This is a genomic window from Williamsia sp. Y844 (assembly GCF_056786475.1).
In genome coordinates, this window is the sequence record NZ_JBXCJB010000002.1 from 716,869 (window position 1) to 742,571 (window position 25,703).

The window sequence follows — 25,703 nt, forward strand, 5'->3', positions numbered from 1 at the left end:
TGCGCCAAAACGGCACATCATCGGGGGACGGGTACGCTGGCTCATCGTGCTTGTGCTCGCTATCGATACCGCCACTCCCGAAGTTGTCACCGGGATCGTTGAAGTGACCGCAGAAACGGGTCAGGTCGTCATCCGCGCGCAGCGCAGTGAGGTGACCACCCGCGGTCACGCAGAGATCCTCACCACTCGAATCCTCGAATGCCTCGACGAGGCCGGTCTGGCGCGGTCCGATCTCGACGCCGTTGTTGTCGGGCAGGGCCCCGGACCGTTCACGGGATTGCGGGTCGGGCTGGCCACCGGTGCCGCGTTCGGTGATGCACTGGGTCTGCCGGTGCACGGGGTGTGTTCACTCGACGGCATCGCCGCGCAGGCAACCGATGTCGCTTCGTTGCTGGTGGTCACCGATGCCCGGCGGCGTGAGGTCTACTGGGCGCGTTACTCCTGCGGTGTCCGGACTCACGGACCCGATGTGATGGCGCCTGCCGAACTCGGTTCCAGGCTGGCCGGTGAGAAGATCGATGCCAGTGCCGGATCGCCGAGTCATACAAGTCTTTACGACTACCCGATCCTGACCCCGACCGCACCGACCGCGGTTGGTCTGGTGGCGGTGGCGCTGCCCGACCTGCGCTGCGGTGTGGCGCCCAAGCCACTGACCCCGCTGTATCTTCGTCGGCCCGACGCGGTGGAACTCAAGGATCGAAAGAAATGATCGGACCGCTGCTGGCGCGGGATTCGGCACGATGTGCCCGGATCGAAGCGAAGCTGTTCGCCGAGGACTCGCCGTGGCCCGCCGAGGCGTTTCGGTCGGAAATCCTTGTACCCCACAATCATTACTTCGCCATGCGTGATGGTGAGACGCTGATCGGCTACGCCGGGATCTCGGTGCTCGGCCCCGCCGATGACCCCGAGTGCGAGATCCACACCATCGCCGTCGATCCGGAGTATCAGGGTCAGGGGCACGGCCGGGAATTGCTCGCGACGCTGCTCGAGGTTGCCGACAGCCGAAATGCGCAGGTGTTCCTCGAGGTTCGGACCGACAACGAGACCGCCATCAACCTGTACCGCCGCAACGGATTCGAAGAGCTTGGTGTGCGCCGGGGTTACTATCAGCCCAGCGGAGCCGACGCCTACACCATGCGACGCCGGGCGATCGGTGAGCAGTCACAATCGGGAGATTCGCAATGATTGTCATGGGTATCGAGAGTTCCTGCGATGAAACCGGGGTCGGCATCGTTCGGTGGAATCCGGATCAGACCACCACACTGCTGGCCGACGAGGTCGCCTCCAGCGTCGAAGAGCATGCCCGCTACGGCGGTGTGGTCCCGGAAGTGGCGTCGCGCGCGCACCTCGAGGCGATCGTGCCGACCATGCGGCGGGCGCTGAGCGCCGCCGACATCAAGGTGCCGGACGCCATCGCGGTGACGATCGGCCCCGGCCTGGCCGGCGCGCTGCTGGTCGGGGTGGCCGCCGCGAAGGCCTACGCCGCGGCCTGGGATGTTCCGCTCTACGCCGTGAACCATCTCGGTGGACACGTCGCGGTCGACACGCTCGAGCACGGACCGATGCCGCCCTGTGTGGCACTGCTGGTGTCGGGCGGGCACACACATCTGCTGCACGTCACCGACTTGGGTGCGCCGATCACCGAACTCGGCACCACGGTCGACGATGCGGCGGGGGAGGCCTTCGACAAGGTCGCCCGGTTGCTCGGTCTGGGTTTCCCAGGCGGTCCGGCGCTCGATGCGGCTGCCGCACACGGGGATCGGAACGCGATCAAGTTCCCGCGCGGAATGACCGGACCCCGCGATTCCCGCCATGATTTCTCGTTCAGCGGCCTCAAGACCGCAGTCGCGAGGCATGTGGAGAAGTGCTGCCGCGACGGTGTGGAACCGCCGGTTGCCGACATCGCCGCGTCGTTCCAGGAAGCCGTCGCCGATGTGCTGACGATGAAGGCGATCCGGGCCTGCGGCGACGTCGGTGTCGACACCCTGGTGCTCGGCGGTGGTGCGACCGCGAACTCGCGGATCCGGTCGATGGCCAAGGAGCGTTGCGATGCCGCCGGCATCACACTTCGTATTCCGAAGCCGCGGCTGTGTACCGACAACGGTGTCATGATCGCCACGTTGGGGGCACATGTCATCGCCGGTGGGGCATCCCCGTCCGCGTTGACCGTTGCGACAGATCCGGGACTGTCGGTTCAGGTCAGCACCTACTGACGGCGATGGTGTGTCACGAGTTGGCAGTGGTGTGTCACGAGCGGACATCATCGAGCGAGAATCCGTGACAACCACACTCATTGAGCGCATCCTCGTTGTTAACCCCGAGGGAGGCCACGATGGGTGAGCAGGAGAACAACGATCCGCTGCGCAATCAGTTGCATGCGATGTGGAACTCGGTGGCCGACGGCTGGGCCGCGCAGATCGACTACATCGAGGAACGCGGGGCTGCGGTTACCGAGGTGATGCTCGACGGGCTCGCTCTGACGCCCGGAGACCGTGTCCTGGAACTCGCGTGCGGAACCGGCGCCGCCGGCATCGGTGCAGCGCGGCGTGTCGGTGCGGCCGGGATGGTGACGATGTCGGACGTGGCGCCGGACATGGTCGAGGTGGCCACCCACCGGGTGAAGCAGCTGGGGTTCTCCAACATCGCCACGGCGGTACTGGATATCGAGCAGATCGAGATGCCGGCAGATGCCTTCGACGCGGTGCTCTGCCGGGAGGGCCTGATGTTCGCGGTGGAACCCGCACGTGGTCTCACCGAGATCCATCGCGTGCTCAAACCCGGCGGACGGGTGTCGTTTGCGGTGTGGGCTGCCCGAGAGAGGAATCCGTGGCTCGGAGTGATGTTTGACGGGGTGACCGCGGAGCTGGGTTCCGAGGTCCCGCCGCCAGGTGTCCCCGGTCCGTTCTCACTTGCCGACAGGTCCGCGCTCACCGGGTTGATCGATTCGGCAGGATTTGTCGATGTGACCGTCCAAGAGGTTGACACACCCTGTGTCGCAGCAGATTTCGATCAATGGTGGGAGAGGGTGTCGGCGATGGCGGGCCCGCTTGCCGCGATCATCAAGAACCTTGCACCCGAAGTCCGGGATTCGCTGCGCCGCCGGTTACGAGAATCGGTTGCCGAGTATCAAACCCGCGACGGCATCGAATTGCCCGGCGTGGCACTGGTTGCCGCGGGCAGACGCCCCTGACCGGAACGTCAGGGCTTTACCTCTGATTGATGTAATCCCGTTGCGCCGCACAGGGACCCGGTGTTGTCGTCATCGGCCTCGGCTCGCAGGATGGCGCGCTGGACCGGTTTGGCGGCCTCGTAGCGGGCCTGCCCGGCGTCGGTCAGTTCGGTGAACACCGACCGGCGGTCGGCGGCGCACATCGACCGCTCGACGAGCCCGTCCTTTTCCAGGCCGGACACCAGTCGCGACAACGCGCTTTGGCTCAGATGGACCTGGCCGGACAGTTCGTTCATCCGCATCTTGTGGTCGGCGGCAGTGGCGAGGACTTCGAGCACCTCGAACTCGCTACTCGAGATCTGTTGGCAGGCTTGCAGTTCCCGGTCGAGGTCGCACTGCAGTTTGTGGTAGCGCACAGACAGCGCGTGCCAGGCCTTGGCCAGCTCGTCGTCGCTTCGGTGCGGGTGTGACATAGCCGCATACTAGCACATGCAATGGCATTAATTGCAGGTACATTTTATGTAGACGAATAAGATGCAACTGCATATAGTTCGTCGCATGACAGTTGAGCTGAAACGAAACACTGCACAATCGCGGCTGATCGATTCCGGGCAGCCGCCCGACCATGTCACCGCTGCCGGTGGGTGGAGCCGAAAGACCTGGATCTTGCTGGTCGTCCTGGCCGGGGCGCTGTTCCTCGACGGACTCGACATCTCGATGGTGGGGGTCGCGCTGCCGTCCATGGGGGCTGACCTGGGCATGGACCAATCGCAACTGCAATGGATTGTGAGCGGCTACGTGCTGGGTTACGGCGGGCTGTTGCTGCTCGGTGGCCGTACCAGCGACCTGCTGGGCCGACGGAAGGTGTTCTTGACCGCCCTTGCGGTGTTCGGTATCGCCTCGGTGATCAGCGCGGCGACCGAGGTCGACAACCTGATCATCGCCCTGAGGTTCGTCAAGGGTGTGGCGGCCGCGTTCACGGTTCCGGCGGGACTGTCGATCATCACCACCACCTTTGCCGAGGGGCCGGCACGGAACAAGGCGCTCTCGATCTACACCGTCGTCGGTGCCAGCGGCTTCTCGCTCGGTTTGGTCTTCGGTGGACTGCTCACCGAATTGTCTTGGCGTGCAACGTTGATATTCCCGGGACCGGTGGCGGTCCTGCTCCTGGTCGTCGGCATCAGGGTGATCCCGCGGTCGGCGCGGACAAACTTCAGTTGGGCCCAATTCGACGTCGCCGGTGCCATCGCATCGACCGGGGCATTGCTCAGCCTGGTCTACGCGGTGGTCCGAGCTCCCGACATCGGCTGGCTGGCACCGTCGACCATCACCTTGTTCGTCGTTTCTGCACTGTTGGCTTTCGCATTCGTGGGAGTCGAGATGCGCCATCGTCATCCACTGTTGCGCCTGGGGATCCTGCGTTCGATCGCGCTTGTCCATGCCAATTTCTCGGCGGCCGCGATGTTTGGCGGGTATGTCGCGTTCCAGTTCGTGGTGACGCTGTACCTCCAGGATTCGCTGGGCTGGTCACCTCTGGAGATGGCGCTGGGATTCCTGCCGGCGGGAGTGCTGGTCGTGGCGAGCGCCGCATTCATGGATCGGGTGCTGGACCGCGTCGATACCAAGCTCCTGATCTCCGGCGGATTTGTGGCCTTCCTGGCCGGCTACCTCTGGTTCCTGCAGGTGGAACCGGGGGCGAGCTACGTGATCTTCCTGCTGCCCACGGTCATATTCCTCGGGGCGGGCTTTGCGGCGACCTTCCCATCGGTGAACTCGCAGGCCACCGCCGGTGTGGCCGATGAGGAGCAGGGACTTGCATCGGGTCTGGTCAACACCAGCATCCAGATCGGTGGAGCCCTGATGATGGCCGTGGTCACGGCCATTCTGGGCAGTGCAGAACCCGGGGAGCCGGGAGAACTCATCGGTGGAATGGTCCCGGCGATCACCGTGATCGCCGTACTCACGACGGTCGCGTTGTTGACGACCGTTGGCGTGATCGTCACCCAGCGGCGGCGGGTGGCGGTCGCAGCTTGAGAAACTTGCACCCTCGGACCTTGAGTGCTGGCACTCGCATGTATAGAGTGCTAGTCGGCGCCCAGTGAGGTTCCGGCACCCGCGACGACGGGACCGATCCAGGCGCCGAATACGTGTTAGACACAGCTACGGGTCCACCTCGGGCCCGAACTACCCCGAAAGTGGAGGGCTCACATCGTGGCGAGCGTGAACATCAAGCCGCTTGAGGACAAGATCCTCGTCCAGGCCAACGAAGCCGAAACGACGACTGCGTCCGGCCTGGTCATCCCGGAAACGGCGAAAGAAAAGCCGCAGGAAGGCACCGTTGTCGCCGTTGGCGAAGGACGCGTGAACGAGCAGGGCAACCGGATCCCGGTCGACGTCAAAGAAGGCGACACCGTCATCTACAGCAAGTACGGCGGCACCGAGATCAAGTACTCCGGCGAGGAGTACCTGATCCTGTCCGCGCGTGACGTGCTGGCAGTCATCTCCAAGTAAATTCTGGTCTCGAGCGATCGAACCTGAATTGGATCACCGCCCCGGCGTCCCCCAGCGGGGTTGCCGGGGCGGTTCTGTTTTTGCGATCACCCAACTGACCAGCCCACTCACTTTCTAGGAGCCACAACACCCATGGCCAAGCAGATCGAATACAACGACGAGGCCCGGCGCTCGCTCGAACGCGGCGTCAACCAGCTCGCCGACGCGGTCAAGGTGACACTGGGACCCCGCGGTCGGCATGTGGTGCTGGCCAAGGCATTCGGCGGACCCAGCGTCACCAACGACGGCGTCACCATCGCCCGTGAGATCGACCTCGAAGACCCGTTCGAGAACCTCGGTGCTCAGCTCGTCAAATCGGTTGCCACGAAGACCAACGATGTCGCCGGTGACGGCACCACCACCGCAACCGTTCTCGCACAGGCCATCGTCAAGGCCGGCCTGCGCAACGTGGCCGCAGGCGCCAACCCGATCGAACTCGGATTGGGCATCAGCAAGGCTGCCGATGCATTGTCCGAGGCCTTGATCGCCGCCGCGACCCCGGTCAAGGGCGCAAAGGCCATCGCACAGGTCGCCACGGTCTCTTCGCGCGACGAAGAGGTCGGCGAAATGGTCGGACGCGCGATGGAGCGTGTCGGTGTCGACGGTGTTGTCACCGTCGAGGAGAGCTCGGGTCTGATCACGGATCTGGAAGTCACCGAAGGTGTGCAGTTCGACAAGGGCTACCTGTCGCCGTACTTCGTCAATGACATCGACAGCCAGGAAGCCGTCCTCGAAGACGCTCTGGTGCTCATCTACCGCGACAAGATCAGCTCCTTGCCTGATTTCCTGCCGTTGCTGGAGAAGATCGCCGAGTCCGGTAAGCCGGTCCTGATCCTTGCCGAAGATGTCGAGGGCGAGCCGCTGTCGACCCTGGTCGTGAACTCGATCCGCAAGACGATCCGCGCGGTGGCCGTCAAGGCGCCGTACTTCGGTGACCGCCGCAAGGCATTCCTCGAGGATCTGGCCATTGTCACCGACGGCACCGTCATCACCTCGGACATCGGCATCACCCTCGCCGATGCCGGTCTCGACCTGCTCGGCGGCGCTCGCCGGATTGTTGTCACCAAGGACTCGACCACCATCGTCGACGGCGCAGGCACCACCGAGGCCATCGCGAACCGGGCTGATCAGCTTCGTCGCGAGATCGAGGCCAGCGATTCGGACTGGGATCGCGAGAAGCTCGCCGAGCGGCTGGCCAAGCTTGCAGGCGGCATCGCCGTCATCCGGGTCGGAGCAGCAACCGAGACCGCACTCAAGGAGCGCAAGCACCGGGTCGAGGACGCGGTCGCCGCGGCCAAGGCCGCTGTCGAAGAGGGCATCGTCCCCGGCGGTGGATCTGCCATCGTGCAGGCCTCTGCAGCTGTCCTCGACGATCTCGCCGACAGCCTCTCCGGTGATGAGGCACTTGGTGTTCGGGTGGTCCAGAAGGCCGCTTCGGCGCCCTTGTTCTGGATTGCCAGCAACGCCGGTGCCGACGGCGCCGTTGTGGCCTCCAAGGTCGCCGAGCTGCCTCGCGGGCACGGGTTCAACGCAGGCACCCTGACCTATGGTGATCTGCTCGCCGACGGAATCGTTGATCCGGTGAAGGTGACCCGTTCGGCCATCGTCAACGCTGCATCCGTGGCGCGGATGGTGCTGACCACTGAAGGCACGATCACCGAGAAGCCGGCCGGCGCACCTGCCGGTGACGGACACGGGCATCACGGACACGCTCACTGATTCGTGACAAAGGGCCTGAGCCCAGACAAACAACGGTGCCCCGGCGAGATTTCGCCGGGGCACCGTTGTTTGTCATCAGTTCGGGAAATCTTGCTGTGGCCGAGAATTAACGTCAGTGCCTATTTGTCTTCACACTGATTTGAAGTGGCCGGCATCAAGAAGTGGGGGTGGAAGCGACCGACATCAAAAGTCGGGGTGGAAGCGACCGACATCAAAAGTCGGGGTGGAAGTCACTCGTTGTTCGGGTGGTGCGTTGCTCAGCTCGCGATGCGACGGCCGACGCCGCGCTTCATCAAGATTCCACGCTCGGATTCGGACAGTCCGCCCCAGATGCCATATGGCTCTGCAACGGCCAACGCGTGCTCACGGCAGTGCGCCAGGACCGGGCACTGGTGACAGAGTTCTTTTGCCCGCCGCTCGCGTTGGGCGCGGGCCCGTCCACGCTCGCCGTCCGGATGGAAGAACATCGATGAGTCGATTCCGCGGCACAAGCCCTTCATCTGCCAATCCCAGATGTCGGCGTTAGGTCCTGGGAGGTGGTTTGGTTGAGGCATCTGCTGCTCCCCTTTGACGTGCCTTTGCGGCTTAATTGTGAGCTTTATGAAACCGATTCGACGTTTTCCTTGTCGTCCTGCACACCGTATGCAAATGGGTGAAATGGAGTCAATAGCCCGATATCTAGGGCTACGGCAGGGAAAAGTTAGACCGGTGTTAACCATTCGTTTATTGACGCAGAGCCAACTGTCATGTGGCTGATGTGATGCGAGGGGGGCGCGATTGAGGCCATCACCGCAGTTCACAGCGCTGGATAGGGCGCATGTGGAGTAGTGGGGTCGCGGATGTGGTTCGTTACGAAGACATGCGGACACTGCGTCCGATTAACACGTCGGAAATGATTCGGCCATCTACCGTCAACGTTCTGTCGACGTTTCGGCTGATGCAGGTACGTTAAATCTGCGCTAATTCGATTGTCACCGAGTCTGGAGAGCGATGCAGATCACATTACCCGCTATTGCGTTCGGTGGCAGCGCGAGCGCGCAAGAGATTCCACCGGCAGATGGGGCGTGGTCGCGGTGGTTGCGGGCCGTTGCTCTCGGTGGCCAGGGCTTCTATGCCGCTGCCGCGACCGAGTTGCGCCGGATCGACGGTGACGGCGGTGGTCCGGCCCTCAGGTCGCTGGCTGCGAGTACCCGCGCCGCTCACCTGAGGCAAGGTGGCCGGCACCATCGCGCGGCGGACCACGACGGCGCCGCTCTCCATATCGCGGGCCTGGGAGATCTGGGCGAGACCGAATCGGTGACGGCAGCGTGTGATGCCCTGACCGGATTGGCCGCCGACAATCTCGGGCGAGGCATGTTCACGGCCGCGGAGCGACTTCTCTTGCGTGTCGAGCAGACACTCGGTGATCGCCGCACGGTTCCCGGCGGTGATGCGGGGGACTGGATCTGGGGCCCGCGCCTGGAATTGCGGTGGCACTGGGTGTGGGCTGAGCTGGCGATGTATACCGCAGACCCGGCGGCGGCCGCCGAACACGCCGCCGCCGCAGAGGTGATCGCTATCGCGGGTCCGTCGCTGCGACATAGGATCAAGACCGAATTGATCTGCGCGGCTTCTGCGGCCGCAGTCGGGGATACGGCGGCCGCCGGTGATCGCGCGCGATCGGTTGCCGATGCGGCAGCGGCGGCCCGTCAACTGCCGCTGGAGTGGGCGGCGGCGAAACTGTTGGAGGGAATCGGGGCGGGGGAGCACTGGGCGGGACAGGCCGAGCGGCTGGGTTGTGTACTCGCCGGGCGGGGTGGGGCGATGGGTTAGCGTCAACGGCGCGACGCCGGAGGCTGACTAAGCTGACTGTTCATATGAATCAACAAACGGGGGGCGACTCCTGCTGTCATATGAGCGGGGGGCGACGCCGGGCGGTGTACTGGGGGTGATTCCCTCGGGTCGGCGGGGGAAAACTTCCCCACGGTCCGTGGGGGGATGGTCCTCGCATGGACATGGGACATTCGACGAAAAGTAACGCGGAGACATCAACGAGCGATGATTTTTACAGGTGACGAGTTGGATCGGGCGGTTACTGCGGCAACGCAGGGCGATCGGTCAGCTCTCTCCGACGTATTAGAGAGTGTCCGTCCCATGGTTGTGCGCTATTGCAGGGCCCGGGTCGGGGGTGGTGAGCGACATTCGCTCTCGGCCGACGACGTTGCGCAGGAGGTCTGTATGGCCGTCATGACCGCGCTGCCCAGGTATCAGGATCAGGGCAGGCCGTTCATGGCGTTTGTGTACGGCATCGCCGCGCACAAAGTCGCGGACGCACACCGGGCGGCCGGCCGGAACAAGTCCGAGCCGGTCGAAGAGTTACCTGAACAGATGGCAACGGGCGGCGGTCCGGAACAGCGGGCCATCGATTCAGACGCGGGTCGGCGGATGAACGCACTGCTGACGAAGCTTCCGGAGAAGCAGCGAGAAGTCCTGGTACTGCGAGTGGTCGTGGGGTTGTCTGCAGAAGAGACGGCCGTCGCCATCGGCAGTACCGCGGGCGCAGTGCGGGTGGCCCAGCATCGGGCGCTCGCAAAGTTGAAGAAAGAAATCATGAAAGGTGGTGAGGGTAGTGTCCAGAAAGCGTGATCGTCGTGCAGGCGGTGTCGACAAGGGATTCGGAGCCATGCCCTCGCCAGATGACGCCGTGCTGGATGAAGACTCGATCCCGGTGGATCTCGGTGCTGTTCGCGCCGATGACGAGTTCATCGAGGCACTGCTGTCGAAGCCGGTCGTTCCGACTCGCACTCAGGTCGACTACGAACTGGCCGGGCTGCTGTCGACGTGGCGTGACGACATGGTGGCCCAGCCGATCGGACAGAAACCCACTCTCGAAGATGTCGAGGCCGGCATCGCCGCCGCCACACGGCGCCAAGCCACGCAGCGACGTTCGCTGCGTATCGCGCGTTATGCCGGGGGTGCGGTGGCCGCGGTTGCCCTCATCTTCGGTGGTGTGAGCGTGGTTGCCCACAATGCGGCGCCCGGCGACCCGCTGTGGGGTGTCAAAGAAGTGATGTTCGGCGCGGATGCGTCATCCACGTTGGCCATGGCAGACGTCGAGGCCAACATCGACCGGGCCGCGCAAGCATTCGTGGCCGGCGACAAACCGGCCGCGAAAAAGTATCTTGACACCGCGGAATCGCTGCTCGATGACGTGCGTGATGCCGGCGACCGAACGTCCTTGGAGCGCAAGATCGTCAAGATGCGCAGCCTGTTGGACGATCCGACATCGAAGACGTCGACTTCGCGACCGGGATCGGGATCGGACAGCTCGAGTCCGGCCCAGGCGCCGTTGACCGTCACGCCCAGCGCACCCACGGCAACTGTGACGGTGCCGCAGGAAACGGTGACGGTCATCCCGTCGGAGACCGCCGTGAGCGAACCCGTGCCGTCGTCGTCGGAGCCACCGCCCACGATCGTCAGTGAGCCGTCGACCTCAGAGCCGCCGCCGTCGAGTACTCCGAGCAGTGAAGTCCCGGTGGTTCCTCCGGGCTGATGCCGACCGCACTGCTGGTGATCGCTAGATCACCAGCAGCAGTTTCAGTGCGCGTCAGGATTTTCAGTGCACGTCAGGATTCGGTCGGCTTTGCGCGGATCAGTCGTCGCGCAGTTTTAGTCGTCTTCGCGGACGTGCATCATCGCGTCGGCGTATCCACGGCAGTAGTCCCACGTGACATATGCCTCTGGCGACGGATCGACGGCCGGCTCGTGAGGCCGCACGGTTCCCTCGACGAGGAGCTGCAGCAGATTCGCGCGCAGCATGTCCCAGTCGTGGTAGTGGTCGAGTTGGCAGTCGTCGCAGATCACAACAAGACCGCGGACACCGCGGCGATTGAGTAATGCCTCGTAAACGGCGAGGTCGGCGAGGTCTTCCTCGATCGCCATCCGCTCACCCGCGTCCAAGGGTTCTCCGGGAGGGGCTGCATCGAGCGCTGCCGATGGGTCCCCTCGGGGATCGTCGGCAAAAGGATCCGGTGGCAGGCCCGGTGGCAAATGGTCTCGCACCCTGACCACGGTAGTCAGCCGCACCCCACGAGCGCCACTCTGCGCGCGGGGTGGCGAAAAGTTTCCGTTGCGCGGATGACAGTGCGACGGCGATATCGGGGTGTGAGGGGCGGCTCCGCTGCCGTGGCAGGGGTTGCACTTTCGAGCAGATAGGATAGGGGCATTCAAACGACTGTGCTGTCTCACGACGATGGCCCGACCGGAATGAGCGTGCCCGGAATGAACAATCAGATAGCCGGCCCAGCCCACGTGTGGACCGGTGGTGACGATCCGAACAAGGTGGCCATGCTCGGCCTCACCTTCGACGACGTTCTGCTGCTTCCTGCCGCCTCTGATGTCATTCCGAGTGACGTCGATACGTCCACGAAGTTGACAAGGGAGATCACCCTGCGGGTTCCGCTGGTGAGCTCCGCGATGGACACCGTGACCGAGTCGCGCATGGCGATCGCGATGGCCCGTGCCGGTGGCATGGGCGTACTGCACCGGAACCTGTCGATCGAGGCGCAGGCAGGTCAGGTCGAGACGGTGAAGCGTTCCGAGGCGGGCATGGTGACCAATCCGGTCACCTGCAGTCCCACCGACACGCTGGCCGAAGTCGACGCGATGTGCGCCCGGTACCGCATTTCCGGTCTGCCGGTCACCGATGACGCGGGTGAACTGGTCGGCATCATCACCAACCGTGACATGCGGTTCGAGGTCGATCAGAATCGTCCGGTCGCCGAGGTCATGACCAAGGCGCCGTTGATCACCGCGCAAGAAGGTGTCTCCGCGGAGGCCGCGCTCGGGCTCCTGCGCCGGCACAAGATCGAGAAGCTCCCCATCGTCGACGGACATGGCCGGCTCACCGGCTTGATCACCGTCAAAGACTTCGTGAAGACCGATCAGCATCCCCTCGCCACCAAAGACGCCGATGGTCGGCTGCTCGTCGGTGCGGCCGTCGGTACGGGCGGCGACCAGTGGGCCCGCGCGATGGCTTTGGCCGACGCCGGTGTCGACGTCATCATCGTGGACACCGCCCACGCCCACAATCGCCTGGTGCTGGAGATGGTCAGCAAGCTCAAGGCCGAGGTGGGTTCCAAGGTCCAGATCGTCGGCGGAAACGTGGCGACCCGCGCGGCTGCTGCCGCGCTCGTGGAAGCGGGCGCCGACGCGGTCAAGGTCGGTGTCGGACCCGGATCGATCTGCACCACCCGCGTTGTCGCCGGAGTCGGTGCTCCGCAGATCACCGCGGTGATGGAGGCCGTCGCGGTCTGCAAGCCGGCCGGGGTCCCGGTGATCGCCGACGGCGGTCTGCAGTTCTCGGGTGACATCGCCAAGGCGCTGGCCGCAGGCGCATCCACCGCGATGCTGGGATCGCTGCTGGCAGGGACCGCGGAGTCTCCCGGCGAGCTGATCCTGGTGGGCGGCAAGCAGTTCAAGAGCTACCGGGGTATGGGTTCGCTCGGTGCGATGCAGGGTCGCGGTCAGGCCAAGTCGTACTCGAAGGACCGTTACTTCCAGGACGACGTGCTGTCGGAAGAGAAGCTGGTTCCCGAAGGCATCGAAGGCCGGGTTCCGTTCCGCGGACCGTTGTCCCAGGTGATCCACCAACTCGGTGGCGGACTCCGGGCAGCCATGGGCTACACCGGCTCGAGCTCGATCACCGACCTGCAGAATGCGCAGTTCGTGCAGATCACGGCAGCCGGTCTCAAGGAAAGTCATCCGCACGACATCACCATGACCGTCGAGGCACCCAACTACACTTCCCGGTGAAAACCTGGTCGGCGGCGAGCCGGCCGTCCGGGGAGCGGTCAATTCAGCTGGTCGGCATCACCACTGTGTGATGCGCAGCGGCAACGAAAGGCACAACACGTGCGCGATCATGTGGACATCGGCATGGGCAGGACTGCCCGGCGGACATTCGAACTCAGTGACATCAACATCGTTCCGTCCCGCCGGACACGTTCGTCCAAAGAGGTGTCGACCGCCTGGCAGCTCGACGCATACCGTTTCGACACGCCGATCCTGAGTCATCCGACGGACGCGCTGGTCTCGCCGCAGGTGGCCATCGAGCTGGGTCGTCTCGGCGGCCTCGGTGTGCTCAACGGTGAAGGACTATGGGCGCGGCACCGCGACGTCGAAGACAAGATCGCCCAGGTTGTCGAGATCGCAGAGAACGAGATCGATCCGTCGGCCGCGGTTCGCAAGCTGCAGGAACTGCATGCCGCGCCGATCGATCGGGATCTGCTGGGTCAGGCCGTCAAGACGATCCGCGACGCCGGTGTGACCACCGCGGTCCGGGTCAGTCCGCAGAACGCGGCCGAATTGACCCCGGTGCTGGTGGCGGCCGGAGTCGAATTGCTGGTCATCCACGGCACGATCATCTCCGCCGAACATGTCTCACAAGAGGATTCGGCACCCCTGAACCTCAAGACGTTCATCTCCGAGCTCGATGTCCCGGTGATCGCGGGCGGTGTGCACGACCACCGCACCGCGCTGCACCTGATGCGAACCGGGGCTGCCGCGGTCATCGTCGGATACGGATCGACCATGGGATCGACCACCACCAGTGAAGTGCTTGGCATGGGTGTGCCGATGGCAACGGCGATCGCGGACGCCGCTGCGGCGCGGCGCGACTACCTCGACGAAACCGGTGGGCGCTACGTCCACGTCATCGCCGACGGCGACATCAACACTTCCGGTGAGCTCGCGAAGGCAATCGCCTGTGGCGCCGACGCCGCGGTTCTGGGCAGTCCGTTGGCTGCGGCGGCGCAGGCGCCCGGTCGTGGTTACTACTGGCCGGCCGCGGCGGCGCATCCGTCGATGCCGCGTGGCGCGCTCTTGCCGGTGGCCTCCGACGAGGGACGTCCATCCCTCGAGACCGTCCTGCACGGTCCGACGGACGATCCATTCGGTCACCTGAACATCGTTGGCGCACTTCGTCGTTCGATGGCCAAGTCCGGCTACTCGACTCTCAAGGAGTTCCAGAAGGTCGGGCTCTCGGTCTGCGACTGAGTGCCGGGATCGGCCGAAGGTCGAGTCACCGCCGCAGCGTTATGTGACAAGGTACGATGTCACGATGTCTGTATCGCGCGGTAACGGTAACTCGCAGCCAGAGAAGCCTGACGCCCGCCGCGACCACGATTTTGATGTACTGATCATCGGATCGGGGTTCGGCGGGAGCGTCAGTGCGTTGCGGCTGGTCGAAAAGGGCTACAAGGTCGGCGTTGTCGAGGCCGGACGTCGTTTTTCCGACGAGCAGTTCGCCAAGACGAGCTGGCGGCTGCACAAATGGTTGTGGGCTCCCAAGCTCGGGATGTTCGGGATCCAGCGGATCCATCTGCTCAAAGACGTGATGATCCTGGCTGGCGCCGGGGTGGGCGGCGGGTCGTTGAACTACGCGAACACCCTCTACAAACCGCCGTCACCGTTTTTCGCCGATGCGCAGTGGGCGCACATCACCGACTGGGAGAGTGAACTCTCTCCGTATTACGAGCAGGCCCGTCGCATGCTCGGTGTGGTGACCACTCCGATCGAGACCCATGCCGACCGGGTGATGCGCAAGGTCGCCGAGGAGATGGGTGTGGCCGACACGTTCGGCCCGACGCCCGTCGGGGTGTTCTTCGGTGAAAAGTCCGGTGGCACAGGACGTCCCGGTGAGGACGTGGCAGATCCCTATTTCGGTGGTGTCGGTCCGGACCGTACCGTGTGTACCGAATGCGGTGCCTGTATGACGGGCTGCCGGGTGGGTGCGAAGAACACCTTGCTCAAGAATTATCTTGGTCTGGCCGAGTCCCACGGGGCCAAGATCATCGACCGCACCACGGTGACCGGACTTTCGCAGCGCCGCGATGGTGGCTGGGATGTGCAGACCGGTCGGTCGGCCGCATGGGGCCGGTTGGGCGCGCGCCGCCGGACCCTGACCGCCGGTCAGGTCATCGTTGCCGCCGGTACGTTCAATACGCAGAAGATCATGCACCTTGGCAAGAACAGCGGTGCGCTGCCGGACGTGTCGGATGCGCTCGGGCTGTTGACCCGGACCAACTCCGAGTCGATCCTGGGTGCGATGCGTCGCACATACGATCCGGCACAGGACTTCTCCGAGGGTATCGCGATCACCTCATCCTTCCATCCGGCGCCGGACACGCATATCGAACCGGTGCGGTATGGCAAGGGCTCCAACGCGATTGCTCTGTTGCAGACCATGTTGACCGACGGTGAGCCGGGGCGTTCGCGACGCCTCAAACTGATCGACAAGATTCGTCAGGAAGGACTGGGCAGTCTGATCCAGTTGTTCAAACTGCGGCACTGGAGTCAGCGGACGGTCATCCTGCTGGTGATGCAGAACCGGAACAACTCGCTGACCACCTTTGTGCAGAAGTTCGGGCCGTGGCGCTTCGTGAACAGCAAGCAGGGCCACGGTGAACCCAACCCGACATGGATCCCGGCTGGTAACGAGGCGACGGAACGGGCGGCGGCGCAGTTCGAGGACGGACTTGCGGGCGGAACCTGGGGTGATGTGTTCAACATGCCGCTGACCGCCCACTATCTGGGTGGATGTGTCATCTCGGACACTCCTGAGAACGGTGTTGTCGATCCATATCACCGGGTCTGGAACTATCCGACCCTGCACATCACCGACGGCGCGGCCATCTCGGCGAACCTCGGTGTGAACCCGTCGTTGTCGATCTGCGCGCAGGCCGAACGGGCTGTCGCGTTGTGGCCCAACAAGGGTGAGGTGGACATCCGGCCCGAGCAGGGTCAGCCCTATGTCCAGGTTGTGCCGACCCGGCCCAACTCGCCCGTGGTGCCAGAAGGTGCGCCCGGAGCGCTGCGGCTTCCGCTGACCGTTGTGACGAAGCCCATGCAGGCCGGTGCCTAGGATCGTCTCCCCACGGTCGGAACACAACTGCGACGCGTTTAGACTGGTCCGGTGGCAAACAGCGTAGATACAGGTGTGCAATCAGCGGCCCCGCGTCCGGTACTGGTGGTCGACTTCGGCGCCCAGTACGCGCAGTTGATCGCTCGGCGGGTCCGTGAGGCCCGGATCTATTCAGAGGTGATCCCGCATACTGCGAGCCTCGATGAGATCAAAGCGAAAAACCCTGTTGCACTGGTTCTTTCAGGTGGTCCGGCGTCGGTGTACGCCGAAGACGCGCCGGGGATCGATGGTGGCCTGTTCGAGCTCGGGATACCCGTGCTCGGTATCTGTTACGGATACCAGGCGATGGCCAACGCCCTGGGCGGTGTGGTCGCCAACACCGGTGGCCGCGAATTCGGTCGCACGACGATGACCACGGCAGGCGGTGTTCTCCATGGGGGAACCCCCGATGAGCAGCCGGTCTGGATGAGTCACAACGACGCCGTTCAGGAGCCGCCGCCCGGATTCGTGGTCACCGCGTCGACACCCGGTGCGCCGGTCGCCGCCTTCGAATGTGTGGAGCGCCAGATGGCCGGCGTCCAGTACCACCCCGAGGTCATGCACACGCCGCATGGCCAGCACGTGCTCACCCGGTTCCTGTACGAGGTCGCCGGACTGGAGCCGACATGGACCGCATCGAACATCGCCGATTCCCTGGTGGAGCAGGTCCGCAAGCAGATCGGCGGCGGTCTGGCGATTTGCGGTCTGTCCGGTGGCGTCGACTCGGCTGTGGCCGCGGCATTGGTCCAGCGGGCCGTCGGTGACCGACTGACCTGCGTCTTCGTCGACCATGGGCTGCTGCGCGCCGGCGAGCGTGAACAGGTCCAGCACGACTTCGTCGCTGCCACGGGCGCCCGTCTGGTCACCGTCGATGCCGAAGAGACCTTCCTTCGTGAACTCGCCGACGTCAGCGATCCCGAGACCAAGCGCAAGATCATCGGACGGGAGTTCATCCGGTCGTTCGAAGGAGCGGTCAGCGATGTCCTCGGTGACCGTGCCGCCGACGGCGACAAGGTCGAGTTCCTCGTCCAGGGGACGCTGTACCCGGACGTCGTCGAATCCGGTGGTGGCAGCGGTACCGCGAACATCAAGAGCCATCACAACGTCGGTGGGCTCCCGGAAGACCTCGAGTTCAGTCTTGTCGAGCCGCTCCGCCTGCTGTTCAAGGATGAGGTGCGTGCGGTCGGTCGCGAGCTGGGTCTTCCCGAGGAGATCGTTGCGCGCCAACCCTTCCCGGGACCGGGACTGGCCATCCGCATCGTCGGAGCCGTCAACGCAGAGCGACTCGAGTTGCTGCGCAAGGCCGATCTCATCGCCCGCGAGGAACTGACCACGGCCGGACTCGACAACCAGATCTGGCAGTGCCCGGTCGTGTTGCTCGCCGATGTCCGCAGCGTGGGTGTGCAGGGCGACGGCCGTACCTACGGTCATCCGATCGTGCTGCGCCCGGTGTCGAGTGAAGACGCGATGACCGCCGACTGGACCCGTGTTCCTTATGAGGTCCTCGAACTCATCTCGACTCGCATCACCAACGAGGTGCCTGAGGTGAACCGGGTGGTTCTCGACGTGACGAGCAAGCCGCCGGGCACCATCGAGTGGGAGTGATCGCCGGACCTCGTTTCTGAGGTTTGGCCACCGAGCGGTTGTCCGGCTGCGGTCACTCCGCCGGTTCGGTGTCCTTCTTGTCGTGTTGTCCGCTCTTGTCCGGCCGTCCGCCACTGAAGATCAGTGCGAATCCGACCAGGACGGCAACGGCCAACGTGCTCCACAGCGCGGTGCCCGAATTGGTGATGTCCGGGCCGCCGAGAAGTCCCCAGATCGCCACCAGGAGAGCTCCGATACCGCTCAGGGCGAGTGTTGGAGAGAACTTATCCACGGGTGACCTCCACGTTTCCGAGTGACGCGCTCAGGTCGAGGGTCAGGACGGGACCTTCGGTGCCGTCCCGTCCGCCGTCCAGACCGTCGGGGCACTTGACCTCACCGACCGCGACATCGCAGTCGGCGCGGATGTTCATGTCGCGCGGAGCGATGACCGTGAACTCCCCGGCACCGACCTCGGCGGTCACGGTCTTGTCTTCGGTGAGTTCGATGTTCCGCAGATCGAGTGTGCCGTTGCCCATGGACAGAGAGTAGTTGTCCCGCAGGTCTGCGGTGGTCAGCGGCTTCCAGTCACGGTCACCGACCCCTCCGGACGGGAATTCGATGCCATTGATCAACGACGCGACCACAACAAAGCCGGCGACCGGGATGGCAACGGTGACCAGTCCGAAGCCGCGTCGGCGGAATGCGCCGACCAGTATTCCGGCCGCCAGTACCAGCAACCCCACCGAAGCGATCTTGGCCGGACTGAGCCAGTCCACGGAACTGGAGATGCCTGCGGTCACCGCGGTCGCGATGATCGCGATGCCGAGCACGATCGGGGTGTATCGCGAGGTCGACTTCTTCTCGTGCTTCGGCGGTGCGGGCTCGGGGAGATCCCAGGCAAAAGGTGCAACGCCCAACGGATCCCACGCAGGCGGGGACGGCAGCGGGGCGTCGGCCGCGACCGCATTGTCGTTCACGGGGTCGGTGCTGCTTTTTGAGGTGGTCGGTGGTTCGTCTTTGAGCCAGGCCCGCGGGGTCCAGCGCTGGAACTGGTCCGCCGGGTCGGTGACGCTGTCGGAACCGACACCGCTGTGCCACCACGAGCCGGCCGCAGCGGCGGGTTGACCGTCGGGTTGCACACTGCCGGACCCTCGTCCGAGGGTGTCGGCGCTGGTCCCCGGCACAGGTACCGGGGTCCGCTGATAGAGGAGCCACCAGCCGAGCAGCATGAGTGCTGTACCGGCCAGACCGCCCCCGCTCCAGGTGAGATTGGGTTGCAGGACAAGGACAACGACCACCAGGACGACGATCGCGACGACGGTGGGTGGATGCGATGACGAGTGCCCGAAACCATGCCACCGGCGTCCGTGATGCTGGGCGGTCGGTGGTGTGGTCGACGAACCTTCGGGCAATACGATCCACGCGACGATGTAGAGCACCAACCCGGACCCGCCGAACAGGGCTGCAACGATGAACGCGACCTTCACCAGGGTCGGATCGACCTTGTAGCGGGCACCGATGCCTGCGCACACGCCACCGATCGTGGAACCGTCGGTGGCCCGGGCAGGCCGGGTCTGCCACATCTTCCGAATCTGCTGCTGCAAGTCGTCGGTACTCGGCGTGCTGGTACTCATGCTTCTATTCTGCGGAGACCGAGGTCCGCGCACCATCGGGATTCACCCTGATTTGCACCCTGTCTTCACATCTGGGGAATGTCCCCGATGTGGCGGACGGCCACGGCATGCCAGTATCGACTGATGTCCACTGTTGTCCCACGTGTTCGCCGCCGTGATGGGGGCCGTGTCATCGGTGGAGTCGCCGGAGGCGTGGCCGATCACCTCGGTGTCGACGCATTTCGGGTACGGGTTGTGTTCGTGGTGCTCAGTGCATTGGCCGGTGCCGGAATATGCGCATATGGCCTGCTCTGGTTCATGTGCCCGCCGGGTACCGACACCGTGCCACCCACGAAGGCCGAACGCAGACAAGGGATCGGGCTGGCGATCGTCGGCGTCGTCGCGGTGGTGCTGGTCGGGTTCGTCGCCTCCGGCACCCCGGCACAGTTCCTGATCCCGCTGGTGGTGGTTGCCATCGGCGCATCCCTGGTCTGGCGCGAACTCGACTCGAGCTGGCGGCCACGGTCGCGGTCGGCGCGTGCGCTCACGTGGACCCGGATCGCCGGTGGCGCAACGCTGGTGGTGATCGGACTGGTGGTGGTCGTGCTGGCCAGCAACAACATGATCGGTGGCTGGAGCACCATCCTGCTGGCGGTCGCGGCCACGGTCATGGGCGTGATGCTGTTGACCATCCCGCTGTGGTTGCGGATGGCGCGCATGCTCGGAATGGAACGCGCAGCTCGGATCCGCAACATCGAACGCGAGGAAATCGCAGCGCACCTGCATGATTCGGTGTTGCAGACGCTGGCATTGATCCAGAAGCGTTCGGCTCACGCCGAGGAGGTGCAGCGGCTGGCCCGGAGCCAGGAGAGAGAGCTGCGCAGCTATCTGTTCGGAGAGGTTGACAGACATGGTGATTCGCTGACCGCAGCCATCAAGTCCGTTGTCGCCGAGGTGGAGGACCACTACGGGGTGGAGGTCGAGGTGGTGACCGTCGGTGACGTCACCGCAGATGATCCGGAATGGAGTACCGATACGCGCCGGTGGGCTGCGCTGATCGCGGCCACCCGGGAGGCTGTGGTGAACGCCGCCAAGCATTCCGGGCAACGATCGGTTGATGTGTACGCGGAGGTCGACGCCGGGCAGATCGTGGTCTACGTCCGCGATCGTGGCGTGGGCTTCGATCCCGACGAGGTGCCCGAAGATCGTCGCGGAGTGTCGGGTTCGATCAAGGGCCGCGTGATCCGGCACGGCGGTAGCGTTGACATCAAGTCGGTGCCGGGCAAAGGCGTCGACGTTCGGATGGCGATGCCGCGTGCTGAGCGCGGCGGTGAACCGCAGGTGGACAACGGTGGGCAGACGCCGGGGGATGGAGACCAGAAGTGATGACCGGGCGAAGCGGACCGTACCGCGTGTTCTTGGTGGACGATCACGGTGTCTTTCGCTCCGGTGTCCGGGCCGAACTCGCGTCCGAGGCGGATGTTCAGGTGGTCGGTGAGGCGGGATCTGTGCCGGATGCGATTTCCGGAATTCTGCAGTCGGCACCAGATGTGGTGTTGCTCGACGTCCACATGCCGGCAGGCGGTGGGATCGCGGTACTCCGCGGCGTCGCCGATGCCGCGCCGAAAAATCCGCCGGTGTTCTTGGCGCTCAGTGTTTCCGACGCCGCCGAGGACGTGATCGCCACCATCCGGGCGGGCGCCCGCGGGTATGTCACCAAGACCATCGACGGCGCCGAGCTGGCCGAGTCGGTGCGGCGGGTCGCCGATGGTGATGCGGTGTTCAGTCCCCGTCTTGCCGGGTTCGTGCTCGATTCGTTCACCGGTCGTTCGCCGGTACCGGAACCGCAACTCGATCCCGAGCTCGATTCGCTGACACCACGTGAGATGGAGGTGCTGCGGCTGTTGGCCCGCGGTTTCACCTATCGCGAGATAGCCGAGGACTTGGTGATCTCGATCAAGACCGTGGAAACGCATGCCTCGAATGTGCTGCGCAAAACCCAGCAGTCGAATCGCAACGCGCTCACCCGCTGGGCCGTGAACCGGCACATCCACTGACGTCAGCGCACCAGGATTCAGCGCACCAGGGCTTCAGCGCACCAGGGCGATGATGGTGATTGCGATGGCGGCCAGCAGCACGAACACCAGGAACACCGCAGCGGCCAGCCCGAGGTGACGTTGCGGTGGTTGCTGATTCTGCGGTTGCGCAGCAGCCCAGGACACCGGATAGGCCGAGCCGGAGATCTGGGTGGTCTGCGACGGATCGGCGCGTGCAGGCGGCGGTGTTCGCTCGGCTGTGGGTTGAGGGTTCGTCCGCGGCGCGGTGTTGGTCTGTGGAGCGGGGCCCGGAACACCGGTGGCTGCCGGGAGACCCGATTCGGTGGTGGTGGGTATCCGCCGGGTAGGAGCGCGATGGGGGGTGGCCGGTTTGCGCTCGAGAGGTGTGGTGAGGATCTGTGCGGTGTTGCTGTTCTCGCCTGCTGCGATCTGGACGAGTCGGTCGCGGATCTGGGCCATGGTCGGGCGCCGCGCCGGGCTGGGTTCGAGCATCGCCAGCAGAGCGCCTTCGAGGGTGCCGGATCGTTTCGGCGGGATGATCTCGCCACGGGCGACGCGGTGTAGCAACACGAGCGAATTCTCGTCGACGCCAAAGGGCGGTTGGCCCTCGACGGACGTATAGAGGGTGGAACCCAGGGAGTAGACGTCGGAGGCCTCGCTGGGATCCTCGCCCCTGGCCACTTCGGGGGCGAAGTACGCCGGGGTTCCGGTGACCACCCCGGTCTGGGTGAGTGCGGCGTCGTCCTTGGACCGGGAGATCCCGAAGTCGGTGAGCTTGACCAGTCCGGCGTTGCGTCCTTCGGCGATCAGGATGTTGCCGGGTTTGATATCGCGGTGCAGGATGCCCGCGGCGTGCGCCTCGACCATGGCGTCGGCGATCTGGGCGCCGATCTGTGCCACCTGGTCGACCGGCAGGGTGCCGGACTGGTGCAGGATCTCGGCCACGCTGCGCGAAGGGAGGTATTCCATGACCAGCCACGGCTCGCCGGAGTCGACGGCGACGTCGTGCATGGCGATGGCATTGCGGTGGCTGAGGCGGGCGGCGATCTGGCCTTCCCGCATCGCCCGCTGCCGCATCTCGGCTGCCGAATCCTCGGTCATCCCGGCGACCGAGAGCACCTGCTTGACGGCGACCTGGCGGTCGAGGAGGGTGTCGTGCGCCAGCCAGACCGCGCCCATCCCGCCGCCACCGATCCTCGAACGCAGGCGGTATCGCCCGGCGACGAGGTAGTCGGGGCCGGGAACGCGATAAGAGGGGGCGCTCACGGCATTGACCTTAGTGGACACCGGAGCGCGTGCGGTTGCTGTATCGCTCTGTGCGACTCGCCCCGGCATTTCGGGGCCGACTCGCCGTCCGTGTTGACGCTTGTCGGAGGGCTGACCTACGCTCGTAGATATCGAAAACATGTTCGATTGTTCATGTTGGTTCTGACGGTGGCCCACCTTCCCTGTGCCGCTTCCTCGCCTCGGGTGAGGAGTGATGTGGAGGTGTGATGCAGGCGATGGAAACGGCATCGGCAATGGCGACGGACATGGCAACGGACGCGGTGCCGAGTAGGGCGCAGAAGCTGGAGATGTTGCGGCAGACCCTTGCTGCTGCCACCACTCGGTCACGACCGGAATCCGTTGTGCCGCAGCGTCAGATGGCCGCCGTGCGGTCCGTCGATGAAAAGTATTCTGAGCGCGATCGGCTGCCGGTTCCGCCGGCGTTCGAACGGGTGCTGCCGCCGTCTGGGCTGGCTCGGGGCACGGTGTTGGTGCTGGAAGGAGCGCGATCACCGTTGCTGTCGTTGATAGCCCAGGTGAGTGCTGATGGGGGCCACGTGGCGGTGATCGGGCAGCCGCAGTTGGGACTGTTGGCGGCGGTGGAGATGGGTGCGGATCTGTCCCGCATCGCGGTGATCCCAGACCCGGGTCCTGACCCGGTGGAGATCGCGGCGGTGCTGCTGGACGGGCTTGACCTGGTGGTTGTCGGGCTCGGTGGGATCAGTGTGCCGCCCTCCCGTAGCCGGGTGGTGATGGCTCGGGCCCGCAGTAAAGGCGCGGTCTTGGTGGTCACCGACGGCCAGTGGTCGGGGGCGCATGTGAAAGTGCAGTCCCGGGTGTGTGACTACCGGCATCAACCGTCGGGGTTTGGACAGTCCGCGCTCCGGCGCGGGCATGGTCGGCTCGGTGGGGTGTCACTGATGGTGCGTTCGCGGGGCCGGGGATTTGCCGGCGCCACCACCAGGCTGGATGTGATGCACCGCGACAACCGTGTTCAGTTGGTGGATTCGCGCACCGACACCGAAGGTGTGTCGGATGATGCTGTGGCACAAGACTTTTATGAATCCGGAACACTCAAGGTGGCGCTGTAGATGAGTGGGCGGAGCTTTGGGGTCTGGTGCCCGGATTGGCCGGCGGTGGCTGCGGCAGCGGAGGCCGACATCTCGCCGGAGCGACCGGTGGCGGTGTTGCAGTCGGGGCGGGTTGTCGCCTGTTCGGCCTCGGCGCGCGGCGCCGGGGTGCGCAGGGAGATGCGCAAGCGCGATGCGCAGGCCCGTTGTCCGCAGTTGGTGATCGCCGATGCGGATACCGGGCGCGATGCGCGCCTGTTCGAGCCGGTGGTGGCAGCGGTTGCCGAATTGATCCCGGTGGTCGAGGTGTTGCGGCCGGGGTTGATGGTGTTGCCTGCCCGCGGGGTGGCCCGCTATTTCGGGAGTGAGGAGATTGCCGCCGAGAAGCTGACGGATGTGGTGTCGGCCTGCGGTGTCGAATCGCAGGTCGGGGTGGCCGATGAACTGTTCACCGCGATCATCGCCGCCCGTCGTGGGCTGGTGATCCCACCCGGGCAGGGTGCGCAGTTCCTGGCGCCGCTACGTATCTCGGAGCTGGCTGTGGAGCCGAGTATGTGCGCCGATGATCGGGTTGCCCTTGTCGACCTGTTGTGGCGGATGGGTTTACGCACCATCGGTGACTTTGCGGCATTGTCGGCGACCGACGTGGCAACCCGGTTCGCGGCCGATGCGATCTACGCCCACCGCACCGCGCGGGCCCTGCCCCAACGCCCCGCCTCGGGGCAGGCGCCGCCACCGGACCTGGTGGTCGAGCATCAGTGTGATCCGCCGATCGACCGGGTGGATGCGGCCGCCTTCGTCGGGCGCAGACTCTCTGCCCAGCTCCACGATCTGTTGGCGGCGGCGTCGGTGGCCTGTACCCGGCTGACCGTCCAGGCGGTCACCGACAGTGGTCGTGAGTATTCGCGTACCTGGCGGTGTGCGCAGCCGCTGACACCGGATGCCACGGCCGACCGGATCCGCTGGCAGGTGGAGGGATGGCTCTCCGGGCGCAGTGCCGCCGATCGTCCGGACGGTCCGGTTGTGCTGATCCGGTTGGATCCGGTGGAGGTGATCGGCGCGGGGGCAATGCAATTGGGATTCACCGGTGGTGGTCTGACCGGGGGTGACGGCGAGGTGACCGAGCGGGTGCGCCGGGCGCTGGTCCGGGTGCAGGGTCTACTCGGTGGTGAGCGGGTCAAGGTCCCGGTGCGCAGTGGTGGTCGGGGTCCGGGGCAGCAGATCACGCTGGTGCCGCTTGGTGATGAATTGGTGGCGGCATCGGATCCGTCGGCGCCGTGGCCGGGCCGACTGCCGGGGCCCTCCCCGGCGATCCTGCCGATGGCACCGGTCCGGGTGCTGGACGCAGAAGATCAACCCGTCGAGGTCACGGCCCGCGGTGGCTTCAGTGCCGAACCGGTCAGTCTGTGCTGGGGTCGTCGGACCTGGTCGCTGAGCTGGTGGGCCGGGCCGTGGGCGGTCGACGAACGGTGGTGGTCCGCTGCCGACGACGGATCGCATGTCGGGTCGTATGCGAGAGCTCAAGTGTTGCTGGAAGATTCGCGAGCGTTGCTGCTGCTGTATCAGCAGGGCAAGTGGGTGGTTGAGGGAGTCTATGAATAGGGGACGATACGCGGGGCTACCGGAGCAATGCGGTGTTTGGTTCACCCTGATGGCAATGCTTGGAGGATCGGCCGGTGGGCACTGTCATGGGATGACACATCCGAGACTGTCATGGGATGACACACCCGAGAT

Annotated in this window: 24 protein-coding genes; 18 read left to right on the top strand and 6 right to left on the bottom strand. The window is 64.9% G+C overall.

Annotated elements, in window-relative coordinates; translation table 11 throughout:
• Positions 1–46 precede the first annotated feature (46 nt).
• The 4 genes from tsaB (at position 47) to AC1TQG_RS15635 (ending at position 3,190) form a co-directional block, all read left to right on the top strand.
• Positions 47–709, top strand: a complete 663-nt coding sequence (gene tsaB / locus AC1TQG_RS15620) for a tRNA (adenosine(37)-N6)-threonylcarbamoyltransferase complex dimerization subunit type 1 TsaB (RefSeq protein WP_482138324.1) — start codon at positions 47–49, stop codon at positions 707–709.
• The gene (gene rimI, locus AC1TQG_RS15625) at positions 706–1,185 is read left to right on the top strand and encodes a ribosomal protein S18-alanine N-acetyltransferase (RefSeq protein WP_482138326.1); all 480 of its coding nucleotides are present in this window, start codon (positions 706–708) and stop codon (positions 1,183–1,185) included. Before tsaB ends, rimI begins: the two co-directional genes overlap by 4 nt.
• Positions 1,182–2,213: a tRNA (adenosine(37)-N6)-threonylcarbamoyltransferase complex transferase subunit TsaD gene (gene tsaD / locus AC1TQG_RS15630; RefSeq protein WP_482138328.1), complete on the top strand. Its 1,032-nt coding sequence runs from the start codon at positions 1,182–1,184 to the stop codon at positions 2,211–2,213. Before rimI ends, tsaD begins: the two co-directional genes overlap by 4 nt.
• A gap of 119 nt (positions 2,214–2,332) precedes the next feature.
• Positions 2,333–3,190 carry a class I SAM-dependent methyltransferase gene (locus tag AC1TQG_RS15635; RefSeq protein WP_482138329.1) on the top strand — a complete coding sequence of 286 codons (858 nt, stop codon included), beginning with the start codon at positions 2,333–2,335 and terminating at the stop codon, positions 3,188–3,190.
• An 8-nt stretch (positions 3,191–3,198) separates the two neighbouring features.
• On the opposite strand, the gene AC1TQG_RS15640 is transcribed toward AC1TQG_RS15635, so the two are convergent.
• Positions 3,199–3,642: a MarR family winged helix-turn-helix transcriptional regulator gene (locus tag AC1TQG_RS15640; protein ID WP_482138330.1), complete on the bottom strand. Its 444-nt coding sequence runs from the start codon at positions 3,640–3,642 to the stop codon at positions 3,199–3,201.
• Between the two features lie 85 nt (positions 3,643–3,727).
• On the opposite strand from AC1TQG_RS15640, the gene AC1TQG_RS15645 reads away from it, so the two are divergent.
• The 3 genes from AC1TQG_RS15645 (at position 3,728) to groL (ending at position 7,438) form a co-directional block, all read left to right on the top strand.
• Positions 3,728–5,203: an MFS transporter gene (locus AC1TQG_RS15645; RefSeq protein WP_482138332.1), complete on the top strand. Its 1,476-nt coding sequence runs from the start codon at positions 3,728–3,730 to the stop codon at positions 5,201–5,203.
• Between the two features lie 177 nt (positions 5,204–5,380).
• Complete coding sequence (groES, locus tag AC1TQG_RS15650) at positions 5,381–5,680, top strand: co-chaperone GroES (protein WP_482138334.1); 300 nt, start codon at positions 5,381–5,383, stop codon at positions 5,678–5,680.
• 132 nt (positions 5,681–5,812) lie between these two features.
• Positions 5,813–7,438, top strand: coding sequence for a chaperonin GroEL (gene groL, locus AC1TQG_RS15655; protein ID WP_482138336.1), 1,626 nt, complete (start codon positions 5,813–5,815; stop codon positions 7,436–7,438).
• A 257-nt stretch (positions 7,439–7,695) separates the two neighbouring features.
• On the opposite strand, the gene AC1TQG_RS15660 is transcribed toward groL, so the two are convergent.
• Positions 7,696–7,992, bottom strand: coding sequence for a WhiB family transcriptional regulator (locus AC1TQG_RS15660; protein ID WP_482138338.1), 297 nt, complete (start codon positions 7,990–7,992; stop codon positions 7,696–7,698).
• A 436-nt stretch (positions 7,993–8,428) separates the two neighbouring features.
• Here AC1TQG_RS15660 and AC1TQG_RS15665 point away from each other — a divergent pair, with 436 nt between their 5' ends.
• From AC1TQG_RS15665 to AC1TQG_RS15675, 3 genes are all read left to right on the top strand, one after another.
• Positions 8,429–9,250 (top strand): hypothetical protein, encoded by an 822-nt coding sequence (locus AC1TQG_RS15665; protein WP_482138340.1) that lies wholly within the window; start codon positions 8,429–8,431, stop codon positions 9,248–9,250.
• A gap of 225 nt (positions 9,251–9,475) precedes the next feature.
• The gene (locus tag AC1TQG_RS15670) at positions 9,476–10,063 is read left to right on the top strand and encodes a sigma-70 family RNA polymerase sigma factor (RefSeq protein WP_482138341.1); all 588 of its coding nucleotides are present in this window, start codon (positions 9,476–9,478) and stop codon (positions 10,061–10,063) included.
• The gene (locus AC1TQG_RS15675) at positions 10,047–10,970 is read left to right on the top strand and encodes an anti-sigma-D factor RsdA (RefSeq protein WP_482138343.1); all 924 of its coding nucleotides are present in this window, start codon (positions 10,047–10,049) and stop codon (positions 10,968–10,970) included. The genes AC1TQG_RS15670 and AC1TQG_RS15675 overlap by 17 nt, the downstream gene beginning before the upstream one ends.
• Before the next feature lie 116 nt (positions 10,971–11,086).
• Here AC1TQG_RS15675 and AC1TQG_RS15680 read toward each other — a convergent pair whose 3' ends face one another.
• Entirely contained in the window at positions 11,087–11,479 is a 393-nt protein-coding gene (locus AC1TQG_RS15680; protein WP_482138344.1) for a DUF5319 family protein, read from the bottom strand.
• A 219-nt stretch (positions 11,480–11,698) separates the two neighbouring features.
• Here AC1TQG_RS15680 and guaB point away from each other — a divergent pair, with 219 nt between their 5' ends.
• From guaB to guaA, 4 genes are all read left to right on the top strand, one after another.
• Positions 11,699–13,231 carry an IMP dehydrogenase gene (gene guaB / locus AC1TQG_RS15685; protein WP_482138346.1) on the top strand — a complete coding sequence of 511 codons (1,533 nt, stop codon included), beginning with the start codon at positions 11,699–11,701 and terminating at the stop codon, positions 13,229–13,231.
• Between the two features lie 99 nt (positions 13,232–13,330).
• Positions 13,331–14,473, top strand: a complete 1,143-nt coding sequence (locus tag AC1TQG_RS15690; RefSeq protein WP_482138347.1) for a GuaB3 family IMP dehydrogenase-related protein — start codon at positions 13,331–13,333, stop codon at positions 14,471–14,473.
• A gap of 64 nt (positions 14,474–14,537) precedes the next feature.
• The gene (locus AC1TQG_RS15695) at positions 14,538–16,340 is read left to right on the top strand and encodes a GMC family oxidoreductase N-terminal domain-containing protein (protein WP_482138349.1); all 1,803 of its coding nucleotides are present in this window, start codon (positions 14,538–14,540) and stop codon (positions 16,338–16,340) included.
• Between the two features lie 51 nt (positions 16,341–16,391).
• Positions 16,392–17,984: a glutamine-hydrolyzing GMP synthase gene (gene guaA, locus AC1TQG_RS15700; RefSeq protein WP_482138351.1), complete on the top strand. Its 1,593-nt coding sequence runs from the start codon at positions 16,392–16,394 to the stop codon at positions 17,982–17,984.
• Positions 17,985–18,036: 52 nt separating this feature from the next.
• Here the strand turns inward: guaA and AC1TQG_RS15705 are convergent, their stop codons facing one another.
• Positions 18,037–18,255: a hypothetical protein gene (locus AC1TQG_RS15705; RefSeq protein WP_482138353.1), complete on the bottom strand. Its 219-nt coding sequence runs from the start codon at positions 18,253–18,255 to the stop codon at positions 18,037–18,039.
• Positions 18,248–19,597 carry a PspC domain-containing protein gene (locus AC1TQG_RS15710; protein ID WP_482138355.1) on the bottom strand — a complete coding sequence of 450 codons (1,350 nt, stop codon included), beginning with the start codon at positions 19,595–19,597 and terminating at the stop codon, positions 18,248–18,250. Before AC1TQG_RS15710 ends, AC1TQG_RS15705 begins: the two co-directional genes overlap by 8 nt.
• Positions 19,598–19,720: 123 nt before the next feature.
• On the opposite strand from AC1TQG_RS15710, the gene AC1TQG_RS15715 reads away from it, so the two are divergent.
• Both AC1TQG_RS15715 and AC1TQG_RS15720 read left to right on the top strand, forming a co-directional pair.
• Positions 19,721–20,962 (top strand): ATP-binding protein, encoded by a 1,242-nt coding sequence (locus AC1TQG_RS15715; RefSeq protein ID WP_482138357.1) that lies wholly within the window; start codon positions 19,721–19,723, stop codon positions 20,960–20,962.
• Positions 20,962–21,633 (top strand): response regulator, encoded by a 672-nt coding sequence (locus tag AC1TQG_RS15720; protein WP_482138359.1) that lies wholly within the window; start codon positions 20,962–20,964, stop codon positions 21,631–21,633. Before AC1TQG_RS15715 ends, AC1TQG_RS15720 begins: the two co-directional genes overlap by 1 nt.
• Positions 21,634–21,666: 33 nt before the next feature.
• Here AC1TQG_RS15720 and AC1TQG_RS15725 read toward each other — a convergent pair whose 3' ends face one another.
• Positions 21,667–22,899, bottom strand: a complete 1,233-nt coding sequence (locus AC1TQG_RS15725) for a serine/threonine-protein kinase (protein ID WP_482138361.1) — start codon at positions 22,897–22,899, stop codon at positions 21,667–21,669.
• Positions 22,900–23,135: 236 nt separating this feature from the next.
• Here AC1TQG_RS15725 and AC1TQG_RS15730 point away from each other — a divergent pair, with 236 nt between their 5' ends.
• Both AC1TQG_RS15730 and AC1TQG_RS15735 read left to right on the top strand, forming a co-directional pair.
• Positions 23,136–23,990 carry a hypothetical protein gene (locus AC1TQG_RS15730; RefSeq protein WP_482138362.1) on the top strand — a complete coding sequence of 285 codons (855 nt, stop codon included), beginning with the start codon at positions 23,136–23,138 and terminating at the stop codon, positions 23,988–23,990.
• Positions 23,991–25,571 carry a DNA polymerase Y family protein gene (locus AC1TQG_RS15735; protein ID WP_482138363.1) on the top strand — a complete coding sequence of 527 codons (1,581 nt, stop codon included), beginning with the start codon at positions 23,991–23,993 and terminating at the stop codon, positions 25,569–25,571. It begins immediately after the preceding gene.
• Positions 25,572–25,703: the final 132 nt, after the last annotated feature.